This is a genomic window from Microbulbifer regidiadema (SeqCode) (assembly GCF_052467605.1).
The window spans coordinates 153861-176990 of the sequence record NZ_CP174316.1 but is presented as its reverse complement, the minus strand read 5'-3'; the positions used below and the strand labels follow the sequence as shown (position 1 = coordinate 176990).

The 23130-nt window shown below is 47.4% G+C and carries 15 protein-coding genes; 7 read left to right on the top strand and 8 right to left on the bottom strand.

Translation table 11 applies throughout. The features are described from left to right. The first annotated feature begins 197 nt into the window (after positions 1 to 197). Positions 198 to 1658, top strand: a complete 1461-nt coding sequence (gene tnpC, locus ACJJIF_RS01545; RefSeq protein WP_444930497.1) for an IS66 family transposase — start codon at positions 198 to 200, stop codon at positions 1656 to 1658. A 611-nt stretch (positions 1659 to 2269) separates the two neighbouring features. On the opposite strand, the gene dhbA is transcribed toward tnpC, so the two are convergent. The 4 genes from dhbA to ACJJIF_RS01525 are packed head-to-tail and all read right to left on the bottom strand — an operon-like array spanning position 2270 to position 6614. Further along, on the bottom strand, positions 2270 to 3016 hold the full coding sequence (gene dhbA, locus ACJJIF_RS01540) for a 2,3-dihydro-2,3-dihydroxybenzoate dehydrogenase (RefSeq protein WP_444930496.1): 747 nt from the start codon (positions 3014 to 3016) through the stop codon (positions 2270 to 2272). 7 nt (positions 3017 to 3023) lie between these two features. Then, entirely contained in the window at positions 3024 to 3911 is an 888-nt protein-coding gene (locus ACJJIF_RS01535) for an isochorismatase family protein (protein ID WP_444930495.1), read from the bottom strand. 13 nt (positions 3912 to 3924) lie between these two features. Next, positions 3925 to 5550 carry a (2,3-dihydroxybenzoyl)adenylate synthase gene (locus tag ACJJIF_RS01530; RefSeq protein ID WP_444930494.1) on the bottom strand — a complete coding sequence of 542 codons (1626 nt, stop codon included), beginning with the start codon at positions 5548 to 5550 and terminating at the stop codon, positions 3925 to 3927. Further along, the gene (locus ACJJIF_RS01525; protein WP_444932301.1) at positions 5550 to 6614 is read right to left on the bottom strand and encodes an isochorismate synthase; all 1065 of its coding nucleotides are present in this window, start codon (positions 6612 to 6614) and stop codon (positions 5550 to 5552) included. The genes ACJJIF_RS01530 and ACJJIF_RS01525 overlap by 1 nt, the downstream gene beginning before the upstream one ends. Before the next feature lie 607 nt (positions 6615 to 7221). On the opposite strand from ACJJIF_RS01525, the gene fes reads away from it, so the two are divergent. From fes to ACJJIF_RS01495, 6 genes are all read left to right on the top strand, one after another. Beyond that, a complete protein-coding gene (gene fes, locus ACJJIF_RS01520) occupies positions 7222 to 8544 on the top strand; it encodes an enterochelin esterase (RefSeq protein ID WP_444930493.1) in 1323 nt (440 codons plus the stop codon). 7 nt (positions 8545 to 8551) lie between these two features. Then, on the top strand, positions 8552 to 8746 hold the full coding sequence (locus ACJJIF_RS01515) for an MbtH family protein (RefSeq protein ID WP_444930492.1): 195 nt from the start codon (positions 8552 to 8554) through the stop codon (positions 8744 to 8746). Positions 8747 to 9023: 277 nt separating this feature from the next. Further along, entirely contained in the window at positions 9024 to 16274 is a 7251-nt protein-coding gene (locus ACJJIF_RS01510) for a non-ribosomal peptide synthetase (protein ID WP_444930491.1), read from the top strand. Continuing rightward, positions 16271 to 17575, top strand: a complete 1305-nt coding sequence (gene entS, locus ACJJIF_RS01505) for an enterobactin transporter EntS (protein ID WP_444930490.1) — start codon at positions 16271 to 16273, stop codon at positions 17573 to 17575. The genes ACJJIF_RS01510 and entS overlap by 4 nt, the downstream gene beginning before the upstream one ends. Then, positions 17572 to 18294, top strand: a complete 723-nt coding sequence (locus ACJJIF_RS01500) for a 4'-phosphopantetheinyl transferase family protein (RefSeq protein ID WP_444930489.1) — start codon at positions 17572 to 17574, stop codon at positions 18292 to 18294. Before entS ends, ACJJIF_RS01500 begins: the two co-directional genes overlap by 4 nt. A 52-nt stretch (positions 18295 to 18346) precedes the next feature. Next, positions 18347 to 19450, top strand: coding sequence for a 3-deoxy-7-phosphoheptulonate synthase (locus ACJJIF_RS01495; RefSeq protein WP_444930488.1), 1104 nt, complete (start codon positions 18347 to 18349; stop codon positions 19448 to 19450). Positions 19451 to 20018: 568 nt separating this feature from the next. Here the strand turns inward: ACJJIF_RS01495 and ACJJIF_RS01490 are convergent. The 4 genes from ACJJIF_RS01490 to ACJJIF_RS01475 form a co-directional block, all read right to left on the bottom strand. Then, a complete protein-coding gene (locus tag ACJJIF_RS01490) occupies positions 20019 to 20411 on the bottom strand; it encodes a hypothetical protein (protein WP_444930487.1) in 393 nt (130 codons plus the stop codon). Positions 20412 to 20762: 351 nt separating this feature from the next. Next, entirely contained in the window at positions 20763 to 21296 is a 534-nt protein-coding gene (locus tag ACJJIF_RS01485; protein WP_444930486.1) for a hypothetical protein, read from the bottom strand. A 76-nt stretch (positions 21297 to 21372) separates the two neighbouring features. After that, positions 21373 to 22125 (bottom strand): hypothetical protein, encoded by a 753-nt coding sequence (locus ACJJIF_RS01480; protein ID WP_444930485.1) that lies wholly within the window; start codon positions 22123 to 22125, stop codon positions 21373 to 21375. Positions 22126 to 22882: 757 nt separating this feature from the next. Continuing rightward, entirely contained in the window at positions 22883 to 23110 is a 228-nt protein-coding gene (locus ACJJIF_RS01475) for a DUF7661 family protein (RefSeq protein ID WP_444932300.1), read from the bottom strand. Positions 23111 to 23130: the final 20 nt, after the last annotated feature.

Genomic DNA, 23130 nt, shown 5'->3' with positions numbered 1-23130 from the left:
AAAAAAAGTAACTATTCAGCGAGCCTTTCGGGAGTATTAGCACAACTCCCCCGCCAGCCACCGCCAAGCAAGCTGAGCAAGTCTGCCATAAACCAGCACGCCTCAGGAAATCTCCCACCTAGCCCGGCAAGAAAAAAACAGCTACAGGTCATACAGCAAAGATGAATTGTGCGATAATACTGCCATATTACTAAGGTATGCTGTTGCCCATGACAAATTCAGTTGACATTAATCAGGCCGTAAAAGAAGCTGAGGAATTGCTAGCGAATGATGCCAGCGCTTCCCCCGCACTAAAAGCGTCTGTAAAAATGCTGCTGATTGTTGTCAAGATGCTCTCGGATCATTTGGGTTTAAATAGCCTCAATAGTAACAAACCGCCCGCTAGCGATCCCAATCGAGAGAAAAGGCCACAGACAAAAAGCAATAAACCTCGTGGTGGCCAGCCTGGACATCCAGGTAAAAATCTCGAACCTGTGGAAGATCCTGATAAAGTCTGCTTCATTAAGCTTGATCGCCGGACTTTGCCGAAAGGCACCTACACAGATGGCGGTTATGAATCTCGTCAGGTATTTGATATTCGAATATCACGAAGCGTTACAGAATATCGGGCGCAGGTTTTAATTGATGAAAGCGGCCGAAGATTTGTGGCAGACTTTCCCCAAAAGGTCACGCGTTCAACGCAGTATGGCGCCAGCGTCAAAGCTAATGCGGTTTACATGTCGATATTTCAGCTGATCCCCTACGAGCGAGTGGAGACACACTTTTCTGAACTGTTTGATACCCCCATCAGTGCTGGCAGTGTTTATAACTTCAATCTGGAAGCCTTTGAGCGCTTGGCGTTGTTTGAGCAAACAGCTAAAGCTGTGCTGCGCCAGGAAAAAACCTTGCATGTTGATGAAACCAGTATCAATGTAAATGGCAGCCGTCTGTGGTTGCACAACGCTTCCAGTGCCTCCTGGACATTGATTGCTCCACATGCAAAACGCGGCAATGAAGCTGTAGAAGAAATGGACATACTGCCTCACTATAAAGGCGTTTTAGTTCATGATCATTGGAAGCCTTACTACCGTTATACAATGTGTCTGCACGCTCTTTGTAATGCTCACCATCAGCGTGAACTAACCAGGGCTTTTGAGCAGGATGGACAGGAATGGGCCAGAAAAATGGCGCTACTGTTGCAGAAAATCAACACAGCAGTCAAGCAATCAGATGGCCGCCTAACAGAAGAGGAATGCCGAAATTGGCGTAGACAATATAGAAGCCTACTTAAAAAAGCTGAGCTGGAGTGCCCGCCACCAGAAATTAACAAATCAGAACAAAAAAAGCGTGGCAGATTAGCTCGAAGCAAATCTCGGAACCTCTTGGAACGTCTACAAAAATACGAACAAGATGTTTTACGCTTTATGGAAAATCCGGAAGCGCCTTATACCAATAATCAGGGTGAAAGAGATATTCGCATGGCCAAGGTGCAGCAAAAAATATCAGGTTGCTTTAGGTCTACGGCTGGAGCTGAGATTTTTTGTCGTATCCGTAGCTATTTGTCCACTTGCAGAAAGCATGGTATTGGCGTGGGGGAAGCCCTTGAAAACCTATTTTCAGGCGAGTGGCCAGAATTTCTTCAAAAGAAAATGACAACACTCAAAATATCCGCTGAATAGTTACTAAAAAAATTTGATAGTTTTTTTGGTGAGGTGGCAGTTAGGGGTGAGTAGTTACAGGTAATGAAACATAACAACCGTCTATTTTTTAAGCTGAAATTTAAGAAAGACACTGTAACCTCACCTCCAGAAAGAGATCTTGAGCTCTAAGCCCACAGAAACCAGAACCACCAACAACTTGCATGCCAGATAAAAAGCTGAATGCGGGGAGTCATTAGAATATTAAAATATCAGAAAAGAAAAGCTCACAAACTAAACGCAACCTAACAGAGCGGCTTCTAAAAAACAGCAACTGTTCGATCAATTCTTAACTACTACATTTTATGGTCCAGTATAGTGGACCCAATTAATTTCAGTAGCCAGCGCCAACAAAGAATATTTTCTAACTAGTAGATATAAACAGCTTCCGCAGCATCTGTGCCATTTAAATCTGGATCAGCCATAAGCCCAGTTGGTTGGGAAAAATATCTGCTGCACTAGGGTCAGTGTCCCTGAAATCTGCAAAACACAGATTTCAGGGAATGGAAATGGGGATAAACACGTATGAGAATATGACTTTTTGGCTGTGCGATACCGAATAGATAGCTATGGAATTATTTTTCAGAGGTTCCTTAGCTTCCCAGGGTTGCCCCACCATCAACAACAATATCCTGCATGGTGATATGTGCAGCCATATCAGAGGCTAAAAAAAGAACTGTATTTGCTATATCAGAGGTTGTCGCAAGCTTATTTAAAGGGATTCCCAGCTTGTACCCCTCTGGATTACCAGCAATGGTAGCCTTTTCACTCCCCTCGCTCCCCCACAGTTCACGCAACATCTCAGTATCCGTAGATCCCGGCGAGACTAAGTTACAACGAACACCATATTCAGCCAGCTCAAGGGCTACGCAATGACTGAGACTAACCAATGCTGCTTTTGAAGCGCAGTATGCGGTCATACCCAACCTTGGAACATGAGCCGCATTAGAGGCCAAGTTTACGATAGCTCCACTGCCTTGATTCTTAAAGTGGTGAGTCAACTCTTTGATTAAATTAAAAGGGCCCGTCACATTGACCGATAGGCAGTCCTGCCAATCAGAGACAGTTAATTCTGAGATACCCCCAAGACGCAGGATGCCCGCTGCATTGACCAGAATATCCGGCCCCTGGCCATCGCTGAGCAACCATTTACAAACCTGCGCAATCTGCTCAGGGCTGGTAATATCCAGAGGAATGGTCTGGTAAGTATATTCAGTGCCGGGGAAGGCTATATCAAAACCCCAAACGATAGCGCCATTCTGACAAAATAAATCCGCTATATTCGCCCCGATACCGCGCCCAGCACCGGTAACCCAGACACGCTTCCCTGAAAAGTCCATAACCCAGTTACCCTTTTAATTCAGGGTATTTCCCCTGAATAAGCCGCCACCAGCCATTCAGTGATGGTGCAACAGCCAACTCTTCAAAGGTCATGTGTACGCCGAGTTTTTGCCATTCCGTAATCAACCCCATCAGTTGCGCCGAGTCCAACCCGTAATCAATAAGGTTTTCATCTGCATCAAACAAATCGGGCTCTTCATCAATCAACTCCAGCAATTGCTCCTTGAGGAGAGCTTGGGTCAGCACCATTTCAGAAGTAGTGCCCAAAGATACGACATCCTCTGTTGCTACAACACTTCCACAGCGGTTGGCTACATAGTTAAGCGCCATATGCTGCTCTTCTTCAGAAAAATCAGCAACGGCATCGGCGATCATAAAAGGCTGAATATCTCGCATAAATGCATCCAGTGCGGTGGTCAAACAGCCGATATGCGCGTAGATACCACAAATTAACAGTTGGTCCCTCCCCGCTTCTTTTAAGATTTCCTGGAGTTCAGATCGGTAAAAAGCACTGTATCTCCATTTAACCAGTACTATGTCATCCTCATCTGGAGCCAAGGCAGAGACCACTTTTTGTAGGCTCGGGTCAGCCTTGGTAAGCCCTGGCCCCCACATATCATTCAATAGCGCCCGATCTTGATCACTCTGTTCAGTGGGTTGTGCGGTATAAATTACCGGTATCTGCTGCTGCTTAGCCCAAGAGCGCAGTGCGACAATATTATTCTCAATATTGCGAATCAGTTCGCTTCCCTCACCAAAGAAGCGCACGAAGTATTCCTGCATATCATGAATAAGCAAAGCGCTTCTGGAAGGGTCAACTTCCCAGTCCACCTTATTTTTAGGGAGAGCATCAATTGCGGGTAGACTATAATTGTCCAATGATGGAATTGACATAAATCTTGATACCTTAAATCCTGGAAACCGCTATCTTCTTAAGCAGCTCTTTACGCAAAACTTTCTTGTCTATTTTTCCGACCGGAGTTAGCGGCAAACTCTGAACAAATTCAAACTTGTCTGGCAGTTTGAACTGGGCCACCCCAAGACTTCGCAAGTACTTTCGCAAAGCGACAGGGCGTAAGCTTGCATCACTTGACACCAGAAAAGCGCAGCTTTTCTCCCCCATTAAATCATCCGGCATTGCTACCAGTGCGGCCTGAGTAATGGTGTCATGGCGCAGCAACAAATTTTCAACCTCTTCCGCCGCTATCTTTTCTCCACCGCGATTAATCTGATCCTTCTGGCGGCCCACAACCCTTAAATAGCCGCGTTCATCACGTTGTACCAAATCTCCAGTGCGATAAAAGCCCTCATCATCGAATGCCGCTTTATTGTGCTCAGGGCTATTGTAGTAACCGCGAATAGTATAGGGACCTCGGGTTGCCAGCATGCCGGCCTCCCCCGGAGGTACAAGGGCTCCATACTCATCAATAACCCGAATCTCATCGTCAGGACACATAGGACGACCTTGGGTACAAAAAATCAAAGCGCCTTCGTCATCCAGCCGGGTATAGTTAACCAGACCCTCGGCCATACCAAAGACCTGTTGCAGTTGGCAGCCCAACTCTTCAGGCACTCTGCGGGCGACACTCTCGGCAAAATTAGCTCCACCCACCTGTATTAAAGAAAGCGTGGCTAACTTTTCCCGATTCTGCGGCGCGGCCTTAAGCCAAAGAGAAACCGCCGGTGGGACCAGGGCAACCATATTGACTTCATGTTGGGCAATCAAAGAGAAACAATTTAAAGGCTCCGGATCTAAGGCGGTAATCACAGTACCGCCTCTGTCAAACACCCCCAGAGCACCGGGTGAACTTAAAGAAAAATTATGTCCCGCAGGAAGTGCACACAAAAAGCGGGTTTGCGGACTCAGATCGCATATCTCTGCACTTCTGCGTACACTGTAGAGATAGTCATTATGGGTGCGAGGTATCAGCTTTGGCGTACCGGTACTACCACCTGAAAGCTGGAAAAAGGCGACCTCTTCGGCAGGTGTCGGCTCTAACTCTGCTGCAATTTCCGTTGTATTGATATAGCTATCAAGTGAGTCTGCTGATCTATTTTCTCCCCACAACAAAACATGTTCTACCGAGGGAGTTTTCTGCTTTAGCTCATCCAGAAAAGTGGTATCAGAAAAAAGTGCATGAGAAGCAGAGGCGATAACAAGGCTTGGGTGAAGCTGCTCTGCGTAGGCCAGTAGCTCCAGGCGCTGGTGACTGTACAACGCATTGACCGGGACCACGCCCGCTTTTAATAACCCAAAGAATACGATATAAAACTCAGCAATATTCGGTAACTGAACCAGAGCCGTATCGTAAGGTTTAAGCCCCCTGAGCCGCAGGGATCGAGCCAGATTATCAGAAAGCTGGTCTAATTCGGCATAGGAGAAGTGTCGGCCACCACAAATAATTGCTGTCGCATTGGCATCCCTTGCACAGGACCCCCGCAAGATATCTGTCAGTGGCTTATCTTGCCAATAACCAAGATCTCGATAACGCCGAGCCATCGATTCTGGCCAGGGTGTAAATTCAATACTCATTAAAGCGCACCCTGCTGCGTGATCCCCAGTGCATTGAGCATAGTGCCCAGCTTTGCACCGGTTTCCTGCCACTCCGACTCAGGGCAAGAGTCCTCAACAATACCCGCCCCTGCAAACAGCTGAATATGATTGCCACTCACCGTACCACAGCGAATAGTCACTACCCACTCACCATTACCCTCGGCATCACACCAACCCACCATACCGGTGAAAACCCCTCTCTCAAAAGACTCCACCAAACGGATTAAATTGCGGGCATCTTTGGTCGGAAAACCACACACTGCCGGTGTCGGGTGTAGCTGGCAAGCAAGCTCTAACGCTGAGATCTCTGGGTTTTTCAGCTGCCCGTGGATTAAGGTTGATAGATGCCACATAGCCGGGGTACTAATCAGTGCGGGGGCTACTGGAATATCGAGTGAATCGCATAATGGCGTAAGCACCTGGCGAATTTCGTCAATGACCAACCGATGTTCGTAGCTGTCCTTTGCCGAGGTCAATAACGATTCACTTACGGCCTTGTCTTTTTCCAAATTTTCCTGCCGCTTAGCCGAACCTGCCAGGGGGTTGGAAACAAGTTCACTACCCACTTTACGCACTAGTAGCTCGGGACTTGAGCCGATAAGGTCCCGATCGCCTTCAATCGGTATACGGAAGTGGTAACCAGAAGGGTTCTGCACAATTAATCGAGACAGAACTTCATCGACTGAAACTTTATCGGCCAACTCAACATTTAGTACTCTGGACAATACCGCTTTGCGTAAATCACTGTGCTGAAAATTGGCGATCGCCTGCTCTACTGACTGCTTGAAGCGCCACTCGCCGGGGACACTCTGCATCTTTTCAACTTGAGGAGCGGAAGCGCTTCCCCCATCTAGGGTTGAGATCATCTCACTGCGATCAAAAAACTCACACTCCGCAGGAATAAACAGTCGTGATGGTTGGCTCAGGTCAAAAGGAACCGCACCAATAACAACAGGGTTGCGGAGCCCCGCCTTCTTCGCATTGGCAAAAGCCCCCTGTACCGAGTTATGAAACAACTGACTACTGCCACCAGGCTCCGGCATCACTGGCTGGTTAATTTCTGTAAAAACCCCCTTACCCCGCAAGCTTCTGTAAGAGGAGGTGAACAAAAAATCAGCGGAATCAAGAACAGGCGATAGGCCAGATTCCAAACCCTGGGTCGGGAAGAGCATAAACTTTTCACTCCATTGAAAACGCAAATGAGAATGAATATCATTATATTTCAAATGTTGGTGTATTTGTCAATTGATGTATTCAATATTTGGAAAATATTTACATGGATATCATGTCGGGAAGCGACTACAGAGAAAAAAATAAAATCAGGCCAGGACTCAAGAGAAGTAAAAATGAGCACTCTATTTTTTTATTTTCTCTGTAAACACCATTTTCGCAAAGAAATTGGTCCAGCCTCACCAACCTTTGGATTTTTGCACCGATTACCGCCATCAAGCCTGAAACACAAATTAAATATTTTTTATTAACGTTTGAGATGCCCCTCACAACTACAAATGATAATAATTTGTATTTACATTTGGCACCGTATTAGGGTAGCCTATTCGCAAGTTGTTACTGCTTTTTGAAAAATAGCGCTGAGAACACAACCTCCCACAAGCCTCGTGGAAAGCCCAATTACTCAAGACAAGGAATGTCATGACCGCTGCCATGCAAATAGATTTATTATTTTTTTCGCAGCCTCATTCTTGTGGGGTTGGCAGCGCACCTTGGTGGTCTGAGGTGAAGGGACATGGACTGCCGTTCGTGGATGAAAACCCTTTAGATAAAGAAAAATTAATTCTTACTTTCTTGTGGCAAGATCCAAATGGCTGTGAAATGCACTCGCCTATCAAGCGAGTTTATATCGATATAAATTGTGTAACCGATCACCATACCTTTTCGCCACCCTCTCTAGAAAGGCGACCTGAAACTGATGTTTGGTATTGGCAAGTGGAGATAGAAAAGCATTGGAGAGGTAGTTATCGCTTAATTCCCGTCACAGAAGAATGGATCGGCTGTAACTGGGAAAAGACACTTCAGCCCAACGATGATAAACGCCAAGTACAGCGCCATTGGTGGCGCAGCCTGCTGAAATCAGCAATACCAGATCCTTTGAATCGGCAAGCACCGAATACAGGATTGTGGAGCAAAAAATTTTCCGCAATTCACTTGCCAGGTCTTGCAGAGCAAAGTCTGTGGCAAAAAAATGATCAGCAATCCGAGCCTATAGAACACGGTTTAGATAAAGTGGCAACGCTGTGCTGGAAAAGCCCCTCTCTCGGTATCAATCGCCAAGTCTGGACCTATGCCTGTGGCGAGACAGCCAAACCTGAGTCACGTCCGCTTGTCATTCTTCTCGACGGAGAGCGCTGGGCAAAAGAAATGCCCATTTTTTCACTTCTAGAAGAGCAGACACAATCCGGAAGTTTGCCAGCGGCACTCTACCTACTGGTTGATTCAATTAATGGGCATCAGCGGGAGCAAGATCTAACTTGCAGTAAAAAATTTTGGCTGGCCATACAGGAAGAGCTTATTCCCCAGATAAAAGCCCAGCTACCCCACACAGAAAGTCCGGCACATACCGTGGTTGCAGGGCAAAGCTATGGTGGCCTGGCTGCAATGTTTGCAGGTCTAAATTGGCCGGCACGATTTGGCTGTATCCTGAGTCAATCGGGCTCCTTCTGGTGGCCAAATAATGAGCTGATGAGAAAGGGCCATAATAGCGATAAAAAGGGTTGGCTCACCGAACAGGTAGATCTTGGAGCCTACGCCCCAAGCGGATTAAAAATTTTTCAGGAAGTGGGTACTCGGGAACATGCCCTCAATAGGGTAAATGATCAGCTCAACAAAGCCCTAAGCAGCAAAAATTTTGAGGTTAGATATCAGAAGTTTTTTGGGGGGCACGACACCCTGTGCTGGCGCGAGGGGCTGATCACAGGGCTCTCGTACTTATTACAAAGTTTTAACTATCAGGGTTAAATTTGTTATGCAATCAGAATATCAAAATCCGTTTGATGATGAGAGCCACCAATTTTTGGTGCTAACCAATGAGCTTGGCCAGCATAGTCTGTGGCCAGAATTCGCCGGTGTTCCAGAAGGATGGAAAACCGTTTACGGCCCTCAAGATCGGGGCTCGTGCATTGAATATGTTGAAGAGAACTGGAAAAGCCTAAACCACTGATAGTTGTCAGCCACAGAGGTTAGGCTGTTTCCCTTGAAAATAAGTGCAGGCAATAGCATTTGCTATTTCCCGCACATTATTTACCGGCGGTTAAGGGATTAACCGCAGCTGGAAAGTACCAGCAACTCCCACTTGAAAATATGGCTAAGGTCTGTGCCACACTATTTTCATACACCCGTGGGCCGTGGCCAAATAGATCAGGAAGAGCTATTTGGCCACACTTTTTCTCCCACCTAGGCATTGTGCCAACTCAATATGTTGAAAAAGGATTGTTACTGTGCAAGAAGAAAGCGCACCCATTTCTGCAAGTAAACTTAGTGATAACACTTACCCTTTGGTGGGCCCCCAGGTGGGAATCTGGTTAGCAGATCAACTGTCAGAAAGTAGCAATGCTTTCGCCGTCGCTCAATACGTTGAAATTCGGGGGGCGATCAATGTGACACTGTTGACCCAGGCGATTCATATCGGGCTGAGTGAAGCCGATACAATTCATGCCGTCTATCGCCAGGAGGATGACAACCCAATCCAGCAATTCCTGCCAACGCCGGAACCTGAATCTCTAAACGCTGTAGATTTCATTCAAATTGAAGATTCAGCTGATCCAATAACTGCGGCAAAAGCCGTGATGCTGGATGATCTTCAACGTGATTTGAGCGCAGATAGCGGAACTTGCCTGTATCGGCATATTATTTTTCAGTTATCGCAAGGTTCCAGTGAACAGTCCTTCCTCTGGTATCAGCGTTATCACCATTTGATGGTAGACGGCTTCAGTTTTACCGCCCTGACTAAAAGAATTGAATCCATCTATAACGCACTTATCAATGGTGCATCCCCGAGCAGCTCTCCCTTTACTAAATTCTCTGCTGTTGTTGATGAGTACCTGAATTACGTCGGATCAGAAAAATACAAGCAAGACCAAACCTTTTGGCTGGACTATGCCAAAAACCTGGCAGCACCACTGATACTATCGAATAAGAATACCGGTTCACTGGACAATGCCAATAGCCTTGTGCACCGGCAGAGTATTTCGATGGACCGCAGCCTGATCGAAGATCTAACCCAGCAAGCGGACGCAAAAAAGCTGTCGGTTATCGACCTCACCACGGCAATAATCTTTGTTTACTTATCCAGAATGTGCGACAGCGACAAGGTTGCTGTAGGCTATCCCTTTATGCGTCGCATGGGGTCTGCCGCACTTCGCTCTACGGGTCCCGTCGCCAACGTGCTGCCTGTACAGCTTGAGGTCAGTGCCGAGCACACTATTTTTGACACTGGCCGCATCCTATCCAGAGAATTGCGCAAAATTCGCAAGCATCAGCGCTACGAGGCTGAGCAACTGCAAAGGGACCTCGGACTGGTCGGATCACACAGCCGCCTGTATGGCCCCACTATCAATTGCAAAATCTTTGACTACGCACTCAATTTTGACGCGGCCCCCGCTACAACCCATCAAATAGCAACAGGTCCGATTGAGGATATAGAGTTTTCCATTTATCTCGGTAAAGAAGCGATAACTATTGAACTGGCTGCCAACGCCCAGCGCTACGATGAACAGGAACTGGAACTCCACAGGCACAGAATTAGCGACCTCTTTATTCAAGTTCACCACAATAGTCACTGCCTATCCAGTGAACTCTCTCTAATTCCCACCGCTGAGAAAGAGCTTATCGACAGTTGGGCTAAAGGGATAGAGGTCGCCAATACTGAGAGTCATATCAGCGCCCTGGATATTTTCTTACAACAGGTGCGCACGCGCGGCAGTGCTACGGCCCTGGTTTTTGAAGGCCGCGCCGTTTCATTTAGTGAGCTTTCACAGCAGGCCCTACAGATTTGTGCTGCCTTACAGAACAAAGGGGTAACGCCACAGGATATTATCGCGGTAGCTCTGCCAAGAAGTATTGATTCCATTGCTGCCATCCTGGCAATTTTCTACTCTGGTGCCACATACCTCCCCCTCGATCTGACACATCCCGACGAGCGCATTGCGGTGATGTGTGAAGATGCACAACCGGCACAGGTGATTACTCTATCCAAGCAAGCCCATCGACTACCATCGCAAGTTGAGCAACTGTACTTGGATACCGCAACACTGCCCGCAGCCGCAGAACCGATTGATAAAACACACATAAACTCCGGGGAACAGAGAGCCTATATATTTTATACCTCCGGCTCTACCGGAAAACCCAAAGGGGTGATGGTGCCTCATGGGGCACTCCTTAATTTGGCACTGGCCCTACAAGAGGAGATCTTTAACAAGGCTATTTCGTGCTGCGCTAACGAGCGCTTGAAGGTAGCTCTGACGGGTTCATTTTCATTCGATACTTCCTGGGACCCCATTCTCCTGATGATGCTCGGCCACGAGCTACACCTGTTTGGTGACGACGCCAAAAGGGACGTCTACGCTCTGATCGATTCTATCCGCACCCTAAAAATAGATACTCTCGCCGTTGCCCCCTCATTGGCCACACAATTAATGGAAGCGGGGCTGATGGATGAGGGCCATCACCATCCCACTTTAATGGATATTTGCGGGGAAGCCGTATCTCCAGCTCTGTGGTCTGAATTACAGCGACACCCCAAACTACAAGCACACAATATTTACGGCCCCACAGAATTTACCGTCTATGCAACCAGTGCGCAGGTCTCCACAGACCTGGCAGAACCGGTTATTGGCGGCCCGCTGGCCAACACTGAAGTCTATGTGTTGGATAAACGCCTGCGGCCAGTCCCCATTGGCGTGGCCGGCGAGCTCTATCTCGCTGGAGACAATATGACTATCGGCTACCTGCGTCGCCCGGAGACCACTGCCAGCCGTTTTGTCGCAAACCCATACCGCCCTGGTAAAGTGATGTATTTAACTGGGGACCTGGTTCGCTGGGGTAGCCACGGGGAATTAGAATTTATCGGCCGCTGTGACAACCAAGTCAAAGTTCGCGGATTCAGGGTTGAACTCGGCGATGTGGAAGCCGCCTTTTCATCGCTCGCAGAAACCAAAGAAGTCGCAGTGATTGCCAAACCTATTGCCACAGGTAATCAATTACTCGCCTACTGCACGCTGAAGACACCAGCAAAAGAGAATAAACAGGCGATTGAAAGCCGCCTTATGCAGCAACTCAGCGAGCAACTACCAGATTATATGGTGCCTGCTAGTCTGAGTATTCTCGAAGAATTCCCACTGACAGTAAGCGGCAAGCTCGATAAAAAAGCTCTGCCAATGCCCTCTGCCTCTATACAGAAAACATCGAGAGCGGCAAAAGATAGCGCTGAGCAACTTGTCTGCAATGCTATCGCCAGCACCCTGGAGCTGGACAATATCGGCGCAGAAGATGATTTCTTTCAACTGGGGGGAGACAGTATTTCCGCGATGCGCCTTTGTACTGCGATGCGCAAAACGGGTTACGATCTGCGCCCCAAAGAAATTTTCAAACTGCGCTCAGCCGAGCAAATCGCCCTCAACCTGACGCCTTTACAGGAGCAGACCAAAACAAACTCCACAGCAACGCAGCAATTACCCCTCGCTGAAGCCGAGAACAAATATGGTCCGCTAGCCGCAGTACTTCCCGTACTGCCCTTGCAGGAAGGCCTACTGTTTCAGACGCAATTGGATAGCGAGGAGAACTCCTACAGCTTTACCACAAAATTATCACTCGATGGCGAGCTGGATACTGCCCGGTGGTGCCGCGCGCTCAATGTCACTTTAGCCAAGCACCCACAACTAGGAGCACTGTTCGACTGTGAGTCTTGGGATGCCCCCCTACAACTCATCCCGCAAATCAGTGGCGATGCGGATACCGCTGCACAGTGGCCCCTGACAGAAGTGGACCTGAGCCAGCAGCCCGAACAACAGCAACAGGAAACGCTACACAAGCTGGAGTTGCAGCAGGCTGGATTGCATTTCGATATTCGCAAACACGCAGAGACTCGCACGCCCCTGTTACACGCACACATTGTAAAAATCTCCGCAGAAAACCACGCGCTGCTTATCACTGCGCATCATTTGGTTATCGATGGCTGGTCTACCCCAATTCTGCTGCAAGACCTGCTGGAAGCTTATCGAGATGATACTGAAGCGCGTTTATCAGTACCCAATCACTACAGCTCGGTAGTCATGGCACTGTCTGATAGGAAAAAACAAGCCACTATCGAACACTGGAGAAGCCTGCTCAAAGGTGTCACCCCCACCATTGCCTTTACTGAGAGTCGCGATAAAGAAACCGTTCATGAAATAGAAGCTCCCCTGTGTGAGCACTTACACAAACGTCTGAATAACCTCTGCCAACAGGAAGGTCTCACCTTTAACACACTTATTCAGGGTGTTTGGGCGGCACTGCTGGGCTCATTCACCGGCCGCAATGATGTGGTATTCGGCAGCCCTGTTTCCGGGCGATCCAGTGCCGTGGACGGGATTGATGAGGCCATTGGTTTATTCAGCAATACGTTGCCCGTTCGCGTACAGTTGCAACCTCAACAGCCGCTGATCAAGCAACTTCAATCACTGCAAGAGCAGCAAATTGCCCTGTTTGACCACGACGGTATTGGCCTCGGGGAAATCCAGCGCACTGCCGGCACAGATACCCTGTTCGACACCCTTTTGGTGGTGGAAAACTACCCGGCAGACCAAGCCCTTTTGCAGCAAAATCACGCAGGAATTCATTTAACTGCGGTTCAAAATCGCGGCTTTACCCACTACCCGCTGACTCTATTAGTATTGCCTGGGGACAAACCGAGAATACTGTTCGAATATCGCGACGCTGTCGTCAATGCTGAACACCTTGTCCAGCGTTTTATCCATATGCTCACTCAGCTTGCCGAAAGCCCAGAACAACCGCTGCTTGCCATGTCCCAGCAGACAGATGGTGAACGCGAGCTTCTCGAAAGTGTGAATGACACCAAGAAGATATTTAAGCCTGCCACTTTGCAGGACTTGCTGGCCAAGCAGGCGCAAGCCAGCCCCAATAACAAAGCACTCACTGACGAACAGGGCTCCTTTGACTATCAAAGTATGCGTCAACACGTTGGCAATATTGCCGCACAGCTCAGTGCTAACGGTGTTGGGCCCGGGGATGTTGTCGCCGTCGCTATAGAGCGCAGTGTTGGACTCAGTCTCTCTTTACAAGCCGTAATCGAAGCTGGGGCCGCTTACCTGCCGTTGGATATTAGCTATCCAGATGAACGCCTGGCTCTGATGCTAGAGGATGCCAATCCCAAATTGATTGTCGCCGGTGAAAATCAGGTTTGCCGATTTGGCGATCACTCTCCGGTGCCCAGCCCTGTACCCGTACTGGCTATTGAACATCTTCTCCAACAGCCATCTCCCAGTGGGGGCATCACTGCGGAAGTTCGCCCAGAAGATCCCGCCTATCTGATTTATACCTCAGGTTCCACCGGCCGCCCCAAAGGGGTTCTGGTTTCCCATGAAGCCATTGTGAATCGGCTGCTTTGGATGCAGGACGAATACAAACTCACAGAAGGTGATGTCGTACTGCAAAAAACACCATCGAGCTTTGATGTCTCTGTATGGGAGTTCTTTTGGCCTCTGATCCAGGGGGCCGAATTGGTCATGGCGCCACCGGAAGCACACAGAGACCCGGAACAACTGCTACAGATTATTTCCCAGTATCAGGTAACAACCATGCATTTTGTCCCTTCTATGCTTGCCGCTATGGTGGACTACCTGGATAGTCAGCTATCGGCTGCGCCTCTGGCACAGTCCCTGCGCCGGGTATTTTGCAGTGGTGAAGCCCTGTCAAAAGAACTCGCCTCAGCCTATGCAAATTACTTTAAGGCGCCCTTGCACAATTTGTACGGCCCCACCGAGGCCGCTGTCGATGTTACTTACTGCCCGGCTGATCTGGGAAAAAAACTGGGAGAGGGTACTGGAATTCCGATCGGCAAACCGGTTTGGAATACCCAGCTCAGAATACTCGATCAATTTTTACGCCCGGTAGGTATCGGCGTTCCGGGAGAACTCTACCTGAGCGGCACACAGCTCGCTCTCGGTTATCTCAACAGGCACAGCCTGACCGCCGAACGATTTGTGGCCGACCCCTATGCCGTAGGCGAAAGAATGTACCGTACCGGTGATGTGGTTCGCTGGCTGCCCGATGGCAATGTTGAATACCTGGGCCGCAGTGATGATCAAGTTAAGATTCGCGGTCTACGAATTGAAATTGGCGAGATTGAAAAAGCCCTGTCTTCCCTGGAGGGGGTAAGACAGGCAGCGGTTCACGCCCGTGTTTTGAATCGAAGCAAAGCCACAGGCGATAACCGTCAACTGGTCGGTTACGTAATTCTGGATAACCCTGTAGAGTCCCCAGAAATACTTCGCGCACTGCTTGAGCAGCTGGCGCAAACCCTGCCGGTGCATATGGTGCCCTCAGCATTGGTCGCGGTGGATACATTCCCTCTCAGCGCCAATGGCAAGCTCGATAGAAAGGCTCTGCCAGACCCTGAAAATAATAAAACGGTTTCTGGCCGTCCGCCCCGTGAAGGCGCCGAGCAAATTATTGCCAATGCCTTCTGCAAAATACTGAATCTGGAATCGGTCACAGCGGAAGCCAGTTTCTTTGAGCTTGGGGGCCATTCACTATTGGCTATGCGACTGGCCGCAGAACTCCGCCAATCCCTATCCCTTCCCGTCACAGTCGGGCAGATTATGGTATCCCCCACAGTAGAGGGGCTTGCCGCAGTACTGACTGATGAGAATTTACGTAAAGATCCTGAAAAAGCCGGCTTTGGCAATATTCTTCCGATCCGGATGGGAACTGGTACGCCGCTATTCTGTATTAACCCGGGCTCAGGCTTTTCCTGGCAGTACACCGGCTTCCCCAAATACCTGCAAGGAAACTGGCCGATTATCGGCCTGCAATCTCCCAGACCTAACGGCCCTGTGGCGATTAGTGAAGCCATGGATGAAGCCGTAGAGCGCTATTTACAGACCCTCCTCAGCGCACAAGCCAAGGGTCCCTATCATTTAATGGGGTACTCTTTCGGCGGTACTGTTGCCCTAGCCCTGGCAGCCAAGCTGACGGCCCTCGGTCACGAAGTAGCATTTGTCGGCTTGTTCGATACCTACCCACCTGAGGGCCAGGAGTGGAAACGCCCCAGTGAAGATGAAGCCCGGGAAGAAGTAGAGAGAGAGAAACGGCAATTCCTCAGTGCAGCTGAAGGCGAGTTTTCCGATGAAGCCACCCTGGCAGAGCAGACAAAAATGTTTAACGACATAGTGGCAAATTACGATGACACTGTGCGCCTGTTATCCAATGCCTGTAGCCAGCCCTACTCCGGCAATGTGCAATTATTTGTTGCAGAAAAAACACTGCCCGAAGGTTGGGATGTGGACAAGTGCTGGGCCCCATTCCTAAACGATATGCAACAACACCGCTTGCCTTTTGCCCATGACGATATTCTCTCGCCGACTTCCCTCGAAGTACTCGGCCCCCTGCTCAACGGCATATTGGCAAAGGTTCCAACTTTAACCAAACAGACAGAGAAAGCAGATCCCCAAGAGGCGGTAACCTCCCTATGAATCATTCATTTTTTATGAGATTTGACTTGCTCAAAAGCAATGTCAACTTCCGCATGATCTTTATTGCCAGGATGATCTCAATCATCTCCCTGGGAATGCTTACAGTCGCGGTACCTATACAAGTCCATGCAATGACAGGCTCCACCATCCAGGTGGGGATCATTATGGCGCTTGAAGGTGCAGCTATGTTTATTGGTTTGCTGTGGGGAGGGGTACTCGCCGACCGCTACAACCGGCGCACGCTGATTTTAATCGGTCGCTCCGGCTGCGCTCTGGGTTTTGCCGCACTAGCAGTCAATTGCTTCTTTACTTCACCCTCACTCATAGCCCTGTACGCCCTTTCTATTTGGAGTGGTTTATTTGGTGCAATCGGCATCACCGCGTTAATGGCCTCCATTCCCTCTATTGTCGGCAGAGAGAATCTTGCCTCGGCCAATGCACTGGGCATGCTCACCGTACGTATCGGTACCGTGATTTCCCCAGCTATTGGAGGACTGATTATTGCCGCCACTGATATCAGCTGGAACTACACCGCAGCATCGGTGGGCACTTTTGTCACCCTGATTCCCCTAACCCGACTACCTTCCATGGCCCCGGGCAAGCAGCCGGGCAAACAACCACTAAAGGCGCTAGCCGAAGGGTTTTCGTTTTTATTCCGTCATAAAATTGTCGGCAGTGCCATCGCTGTGGGCACACTGGACTCACTGGGCAAAGGAATTCGCGTTCTATTTCCCGCGATGGTTACTATTACCCTTGGTGGCGGTGCGTTTGAAATCGGGCTGATGTATTCAGCAGTGCCCCTCGGCGCAATGCTGGGTGCCTTAACCAGTGGCTGGGCCCCTCAGTTACAGCGTCCCGGTACCGTTTTACTACTTACATGTACGCTTTCTTTCGTTGCCCTAGGCGGTCTCACCTTGGCCAGCCACCTTTATATCGCACTATTTGCCTTGGTGGCTTACGGCTATTTGGGGGCTATCAGTTCACTGATCCAGATGACTTTGGTACAGAGCCATACTCCCAACCAGTTGCAGGGAAGAGTCAATAGCCTGTGGGCAGCCCAGAATGTGACCGGCGATACCTTTGGTGCAATGGGATTTGGTATCCTCGGTAAACTGTTTGCCCCTATGGCCGGCACTCTCTACTTTGCCGCAGCGGCTGTTGGTATTACTGTCGCCATGTCTCTGGGGTTCAGCAGTTTGAAGAGCGCTGCTTTTGTAAGAAATAAGCCACAACAAGCAGCTCCTTCGCCGAGCCCCGCTCCGCAAAAAGACAAAATGGATGCTGAAGCTACAACATCATGAATCAGGAATCGATTTGTATAGATAACAAGGCGCTATCCGCCTTTCTAGGTGGATATCGCATGGTTGAGTCCGATCACTTTTCCGGCTTTCTGGTAGAGACCACCTTTAGCCCAGAAAACTATCTCGACCGCTTTTTTTCCCAGCTTAATATTCCTTTCCCAAGTACCTTGGAGAAAGCTGTCCCCTCCCGGCGGGCTGAATTTCTCGCCGGAAGGGGGTGTGCTCACTTTGCACTAAGCAAACTGGGGATGCCGGTAGCAGAAATCCCTGTAGGCGAAAACCGCCAGCCCGTATTGCCTGAGGGTGTACAGGCTTCTATTACCCATGCCAACAACCGGGCAATCTGTGCAGCCACCACAAACTCACGGGGACTGGGGATTGATTATGAAACAAATATCGCAGAGAAAACTGCCGCTGAAATCAAACGTAATATAGTCAACCAGGCAGAGGAAAGCCTGCTCGCAGATAGCGGTTTAGCAATGGAAAACTGGCTGACTTTGGCTTTCTCAATCAAGGAAAGCCTGTTTAAAGCACTGTATCCCCAAGTTGGAAAGTACTTTGATTTTTTAGATGCTGAAATTATTGCACTGTCACCCCAGCAACAAACACTAGAACTGAGAATTTTGCGGGATCTTTCCTCTGGAGTTCCCAGTGGCAGTACCTATACCGGTGCATATCAGCCACATCAAGACGGTATATTGACTATCGTTGAGTACTAATCAACCTCAACCATGCCAACGCTAGCTCAGTGATAAAGAAAAGGACCATTTTATGTCTGACGTTCCTGCTATTTTGAGCGCACGGACTCATATGCAACTGCCGGGTAATGACGAGCTAATCCGTAAAATGCCCTGCCCGTCTAGTACCGCTTTAACGATCGAACAAACCCGCAATGAGGTTTCCAAAATACTCAGCGGAGATGATGACCGCCTTTTGGTTGTCGTGGGGCCCTGCTCAATTCACGATCCCATAGCCGCACTGGACTATGCGCAAAAGCTGTCGGAGATTAAAGCCCAATTTGAAGATAGTCTCTGTCTAATTATGCGCACCTACTTTGAAAAACCACGCACCACCATCGGCTGGAAAGGCTTTATTTACGACCCCAATTTAGATGGTAGCGCCGATATGCATACCGGGCTCACCAAGGCCCGAGAACTATTGCTCAATATCAATGCCCTGGGCCTAGGTACTGCCACTGAATTCCTGTGCCCATTGAATGCGCTCTATATCGCAGACCTGATCTCCTGGGGGGCCATCGGCGCCCGCACCACAGAGTCACAAACACACCGGGAGTTGGCCTCAGCACTCCCCTGCCCTATCGGATTTAAAAATAGTACCGACGGTAATATTAAAGTTGCAATGAATGCCATTCAGGCAGCGCAATCCCAGCAGATTTTCTGCACAACCATCCGCAACGGCAAGTTTGAAGCAATTCAATCTTCGGGCAACCCCGACTGTCATTTGATACTACGCGGTGGAAAAAAACCCAACTACCATCCAGAAGATATAGAGCAAGCGACCTGCCAACTTGAATCCGCATCGCTACCCGGCGGTATTATGGTTGACTGTAGTCACGGTAACAGCCAAAAGATACACAGTAACCAAATAGTGGTTGCAGAATCACTCTGTGAGCAAATGGTTTCCGGGCAGAAAAATATTTCAGCAGTAATGATTGAAAGCTTCCTCGAAGAAGGCAATCAAAAAATCTGTGCAGTAGAAAATATGCGCTACGGGCAATCCGTTACCGACGCCTGTATAAGCTGGAAAGATACTTGCCAAACTCTAGAAATGCTTTCAGAGGCAGTTATCAGGCGTCGTCACCTGTTCACTGCCCCACAAAATATGGAGATAGCGTTAAGCCGAAGTGTTGTATAACAACACTTCGGCACTTTTATACGCCCATCATCCCGCAGTAAAGATTTTAGATTTTTTGTGAGAATTAGGCAGTTCACGCTCTGTACTGTTAATTTTTTGGGCTGTGTCATACACACCGTAACTATCTATAGATATATAATCTCTGGAGTAAGAGCGTCAACAGAGACAACCCAAAAGATGAAGATATACGACCTTGGAACTTAATTCTCAACCGGCATATCTCAACAATTATAATAAACCAAACAACAACATGAAATAGGCATAGCAAACGCAACTGACAATGATACCCACGCAACCCACGGAGACACACCCCTAAACCAACATAATAAACCAGTGTAAATATCCCGAAGACCTAAAAGAAACTATGAACCGCAAACTCACATTACAAACCTAAAAAATATTCATAGCCGTAACCGGGACACTTAGCAGTTGAACATTCAACTATCATTATCTCAGAAATAGCTTTGGATCTGAATCTTGGATATTCTATTACCAAGCTTGTAACCCTTAGAGTATACAGTTTCGTAGAAGAGCAAAGAGGCTTACTCCATCGCATGGCCTAACCTAGTTATATCTTATAATTTGCAGATGCGTCCACTTTTAAAGCCAGAAAATGCCCATGATTTTCATGCATCCTTCTCATGAAGTCTAAATCCAGTACCAGGCTCAAAGATACAGGCACTAATTCTAGCCGTGGAGCATGCCCACCTAAATTCACGCTCCACAGGTAGAGCCTTCCTGTTTCACAGCTTTTATTTAGACTCATAGAGCACATACCGCAAGATTTAGCCAGACCTATATATGGCTCAAAATTCAGCTCATATTCAGGCATTTCCTTCAAATGTTTTCCCGAACCATATATTCCAACACTTGATACTTCATCGGCAGCACCAAAAAGATCTTCATAAAATAGTTTTTCTAGGCCCGCTCTATCTTTTAGCAAATAGCGATTTTCTTTCATAAGCAAATATAATATCCCAAGCAACTATTAAGCCCATACTGTACTCAGACCCGTTAGGCTAACTTGCCAAACCCAAATAAAGATCACCCAACAATACGCCCTACCATTAAATTTTACTTCTATAGACCCCCGTGTTTTTATAGACACTTAAGTATTCCCACCCCACAAAGGCAACCTATTGCTAGGGGACCTTAAAATCTCTTTTGAAAAATAGACCTCATAGGATTTTGTATTTCAACACAGAAGTATAGTTCTGGTTCAATCCTTTATACCCCCATAGAAACCAACCCCACCGACATCAATTGAGCATCAATAAGGCCCAGTGTATGCAGTACGCATACCGTTAAATTTTTAGGCTTCTTCATTGCATGATATCTCAATCTTTCGTGGGCCTTTGATAGTTTCGAGCTGTAAATACAGATTGCCATCAATAGAAAGGTACTCTACATTGCCGCCTCCTTTCAACCAAAGCTCGTGCGAGACAGTTTTCTGTAGTTTATCTCCAACAGCAAAATAAGAACCATTTTTCAGAATTTTGCACTCCTCACGATATATCTTCACAACTGGACTGTATGGGTAATACCAGGCCTCGACATAAGAAAAAGTAGAGCCATCATTTGATAGATACCCACCAGAATAGCCACTAGGATTATATTTGGTAGTCCATACCGGCTTCACATTTGGCGCGGGATAAGAAAAATGAAAACCTTTGTATATATTTAGTACCCAACTATCTTTCCAAGGTGTATCTGCGACACCCTCAGGATGAACTGTTGCACTCCATCCCTTGTTCTCAGACTGAACAATAAACGCACTCCAATCTGGGGGTTGATCGGCAAACAAATCTGCCGCAAGGAAAACTAATAGAAGTAGGAATTTATTCATATGCAAACCCAATGTGCAAGAATTAATCACCCGCGACCAAACTATATATTTTTTAGGGTTTGACACAATCAAAACCTCAATCATCACTGTACCATCGCAACTTACGTAGCTCAACACCGTACTCCGAAACCTTACCCGACAAGATAATACGCGAATCCACATTAACTTTTTTATATACCTCCTTCCCCGGACAAATATAATCCTCTCCGAGCCACGTAAATTCCTTAATGATTAATCTAGGGTGACATCTTCCATTCATATAATTATCCTCCTTACCTACAACCGTAACTGTAATCTCTCCATCCTTGGCGGTAAAATGATGCAGAAAAACAGGAGCCCCCCACAGGATGGCATAAGTAGGCAACATAAATAAAGCAAGCAAAAGAGCTAGACAGCTCCCCACCTTCATAAACAGCCGACCTTCAAAAGGTATTACCTCTTTTTTCATTATATATGGAGTGGAAATCAAACCTAAAAAAACAAATGCTGCAAAAGCCCAAGCCGAAACCCAAGCTGTATTGAGCTTAATTGTAATATTTACGTCGCTAAAAACTGGCAAGCATGCGAGCCCCACAAACCCTATTGTCACACCAAGGAGGGTGTATATAAATATCCTGCTTCCAAGCGTTAGAACTTGACCATCAGTAGGCAATTGACTAACGAACCTTGCCACCTTCTCGAACTCCTCTCGATAAATTTTTTTATCTTCATCAGAAAGCTCTTCAAACTCATAAAACACACCATCTATTTCTTTTTTTATTATCGTTTTATCAGAGTTTTTTTCACAACCATAGTATATACAATCTTTTTCTTTTTTAATTGCCTTCATAGAAGTTGAACCTAATTGTTATTAATATCACAATGACGGACAGAACATTGCAGAGCAAACCTAACTCTCGATTGTATGTGACGACCTTTAACTAGCTTGTTAGCCCCGCAACATCCAACAGGGCTCTTTTGGGGTGGACCGGTACCGTTTTGTTATCACTTAATCTCTTGACGAAGAAGAAGCGGCATATACTACTTTCAGCTGACTGTTCTTTCCCAGACAATTAACTGATGCACTTCAGAGTTAAATGCAGACCCCATTATCCTGATTACCACCTCATAATCAATTTTTCTGACAAGGTCAAAATGCTATTTTAAAAAAATTGATTTAAGACCACCTGGCTCGACTATAAAAACTGCAAAACGATTATCCTGCCTGCTGCCCCATTCTTATATCAACCTACAACTCCTTGATATACCAGTTATTTTTCTTATGACCTCTCATACTTCTATAAATAACGGCCAAGATGGCCACAAATCCACAAGCTAGCGCTCACAAGTCTTTGTGGGGCTGCTAGGATTTCGGAGCTGGGTGTACTAGAGAGAAAGGAGGGAAGGTTTAGATGGCCGCTCGAAAATTGATACTTGATAATGAATAGCAAATTATATCCAAAGAGCTAATTTTCAGCTGGATTACTATCTCGGACTCTTCCCCAATTCGATAGACACCAAGAATAATCTTGTTTTTGTGTGAAACCGCAGCAAAAGCTATAGTAAACTCCCTAGGAGTATTAAGCCTTATCAGCTAAAACTCCCTGTTATTCACCCTCTATAATACGTATCACATTTGGATACCTTTCAGTTGCCCACTCATGGCAAAGATCTGATAGATACTGGGTTAACTCATTTTTAGTTATGTCAGGGGGCACAAATATTCCGGCATTCCGACGCTTACCTTCAGGGCCCTGATAGAAAGTTGCCCACCCATTATCTCTTTCTTCAATGAGAACCTCTCTACCAAAAACATTATATTTGTACAAACCCATAATTTTGAGCAACTAGTCTT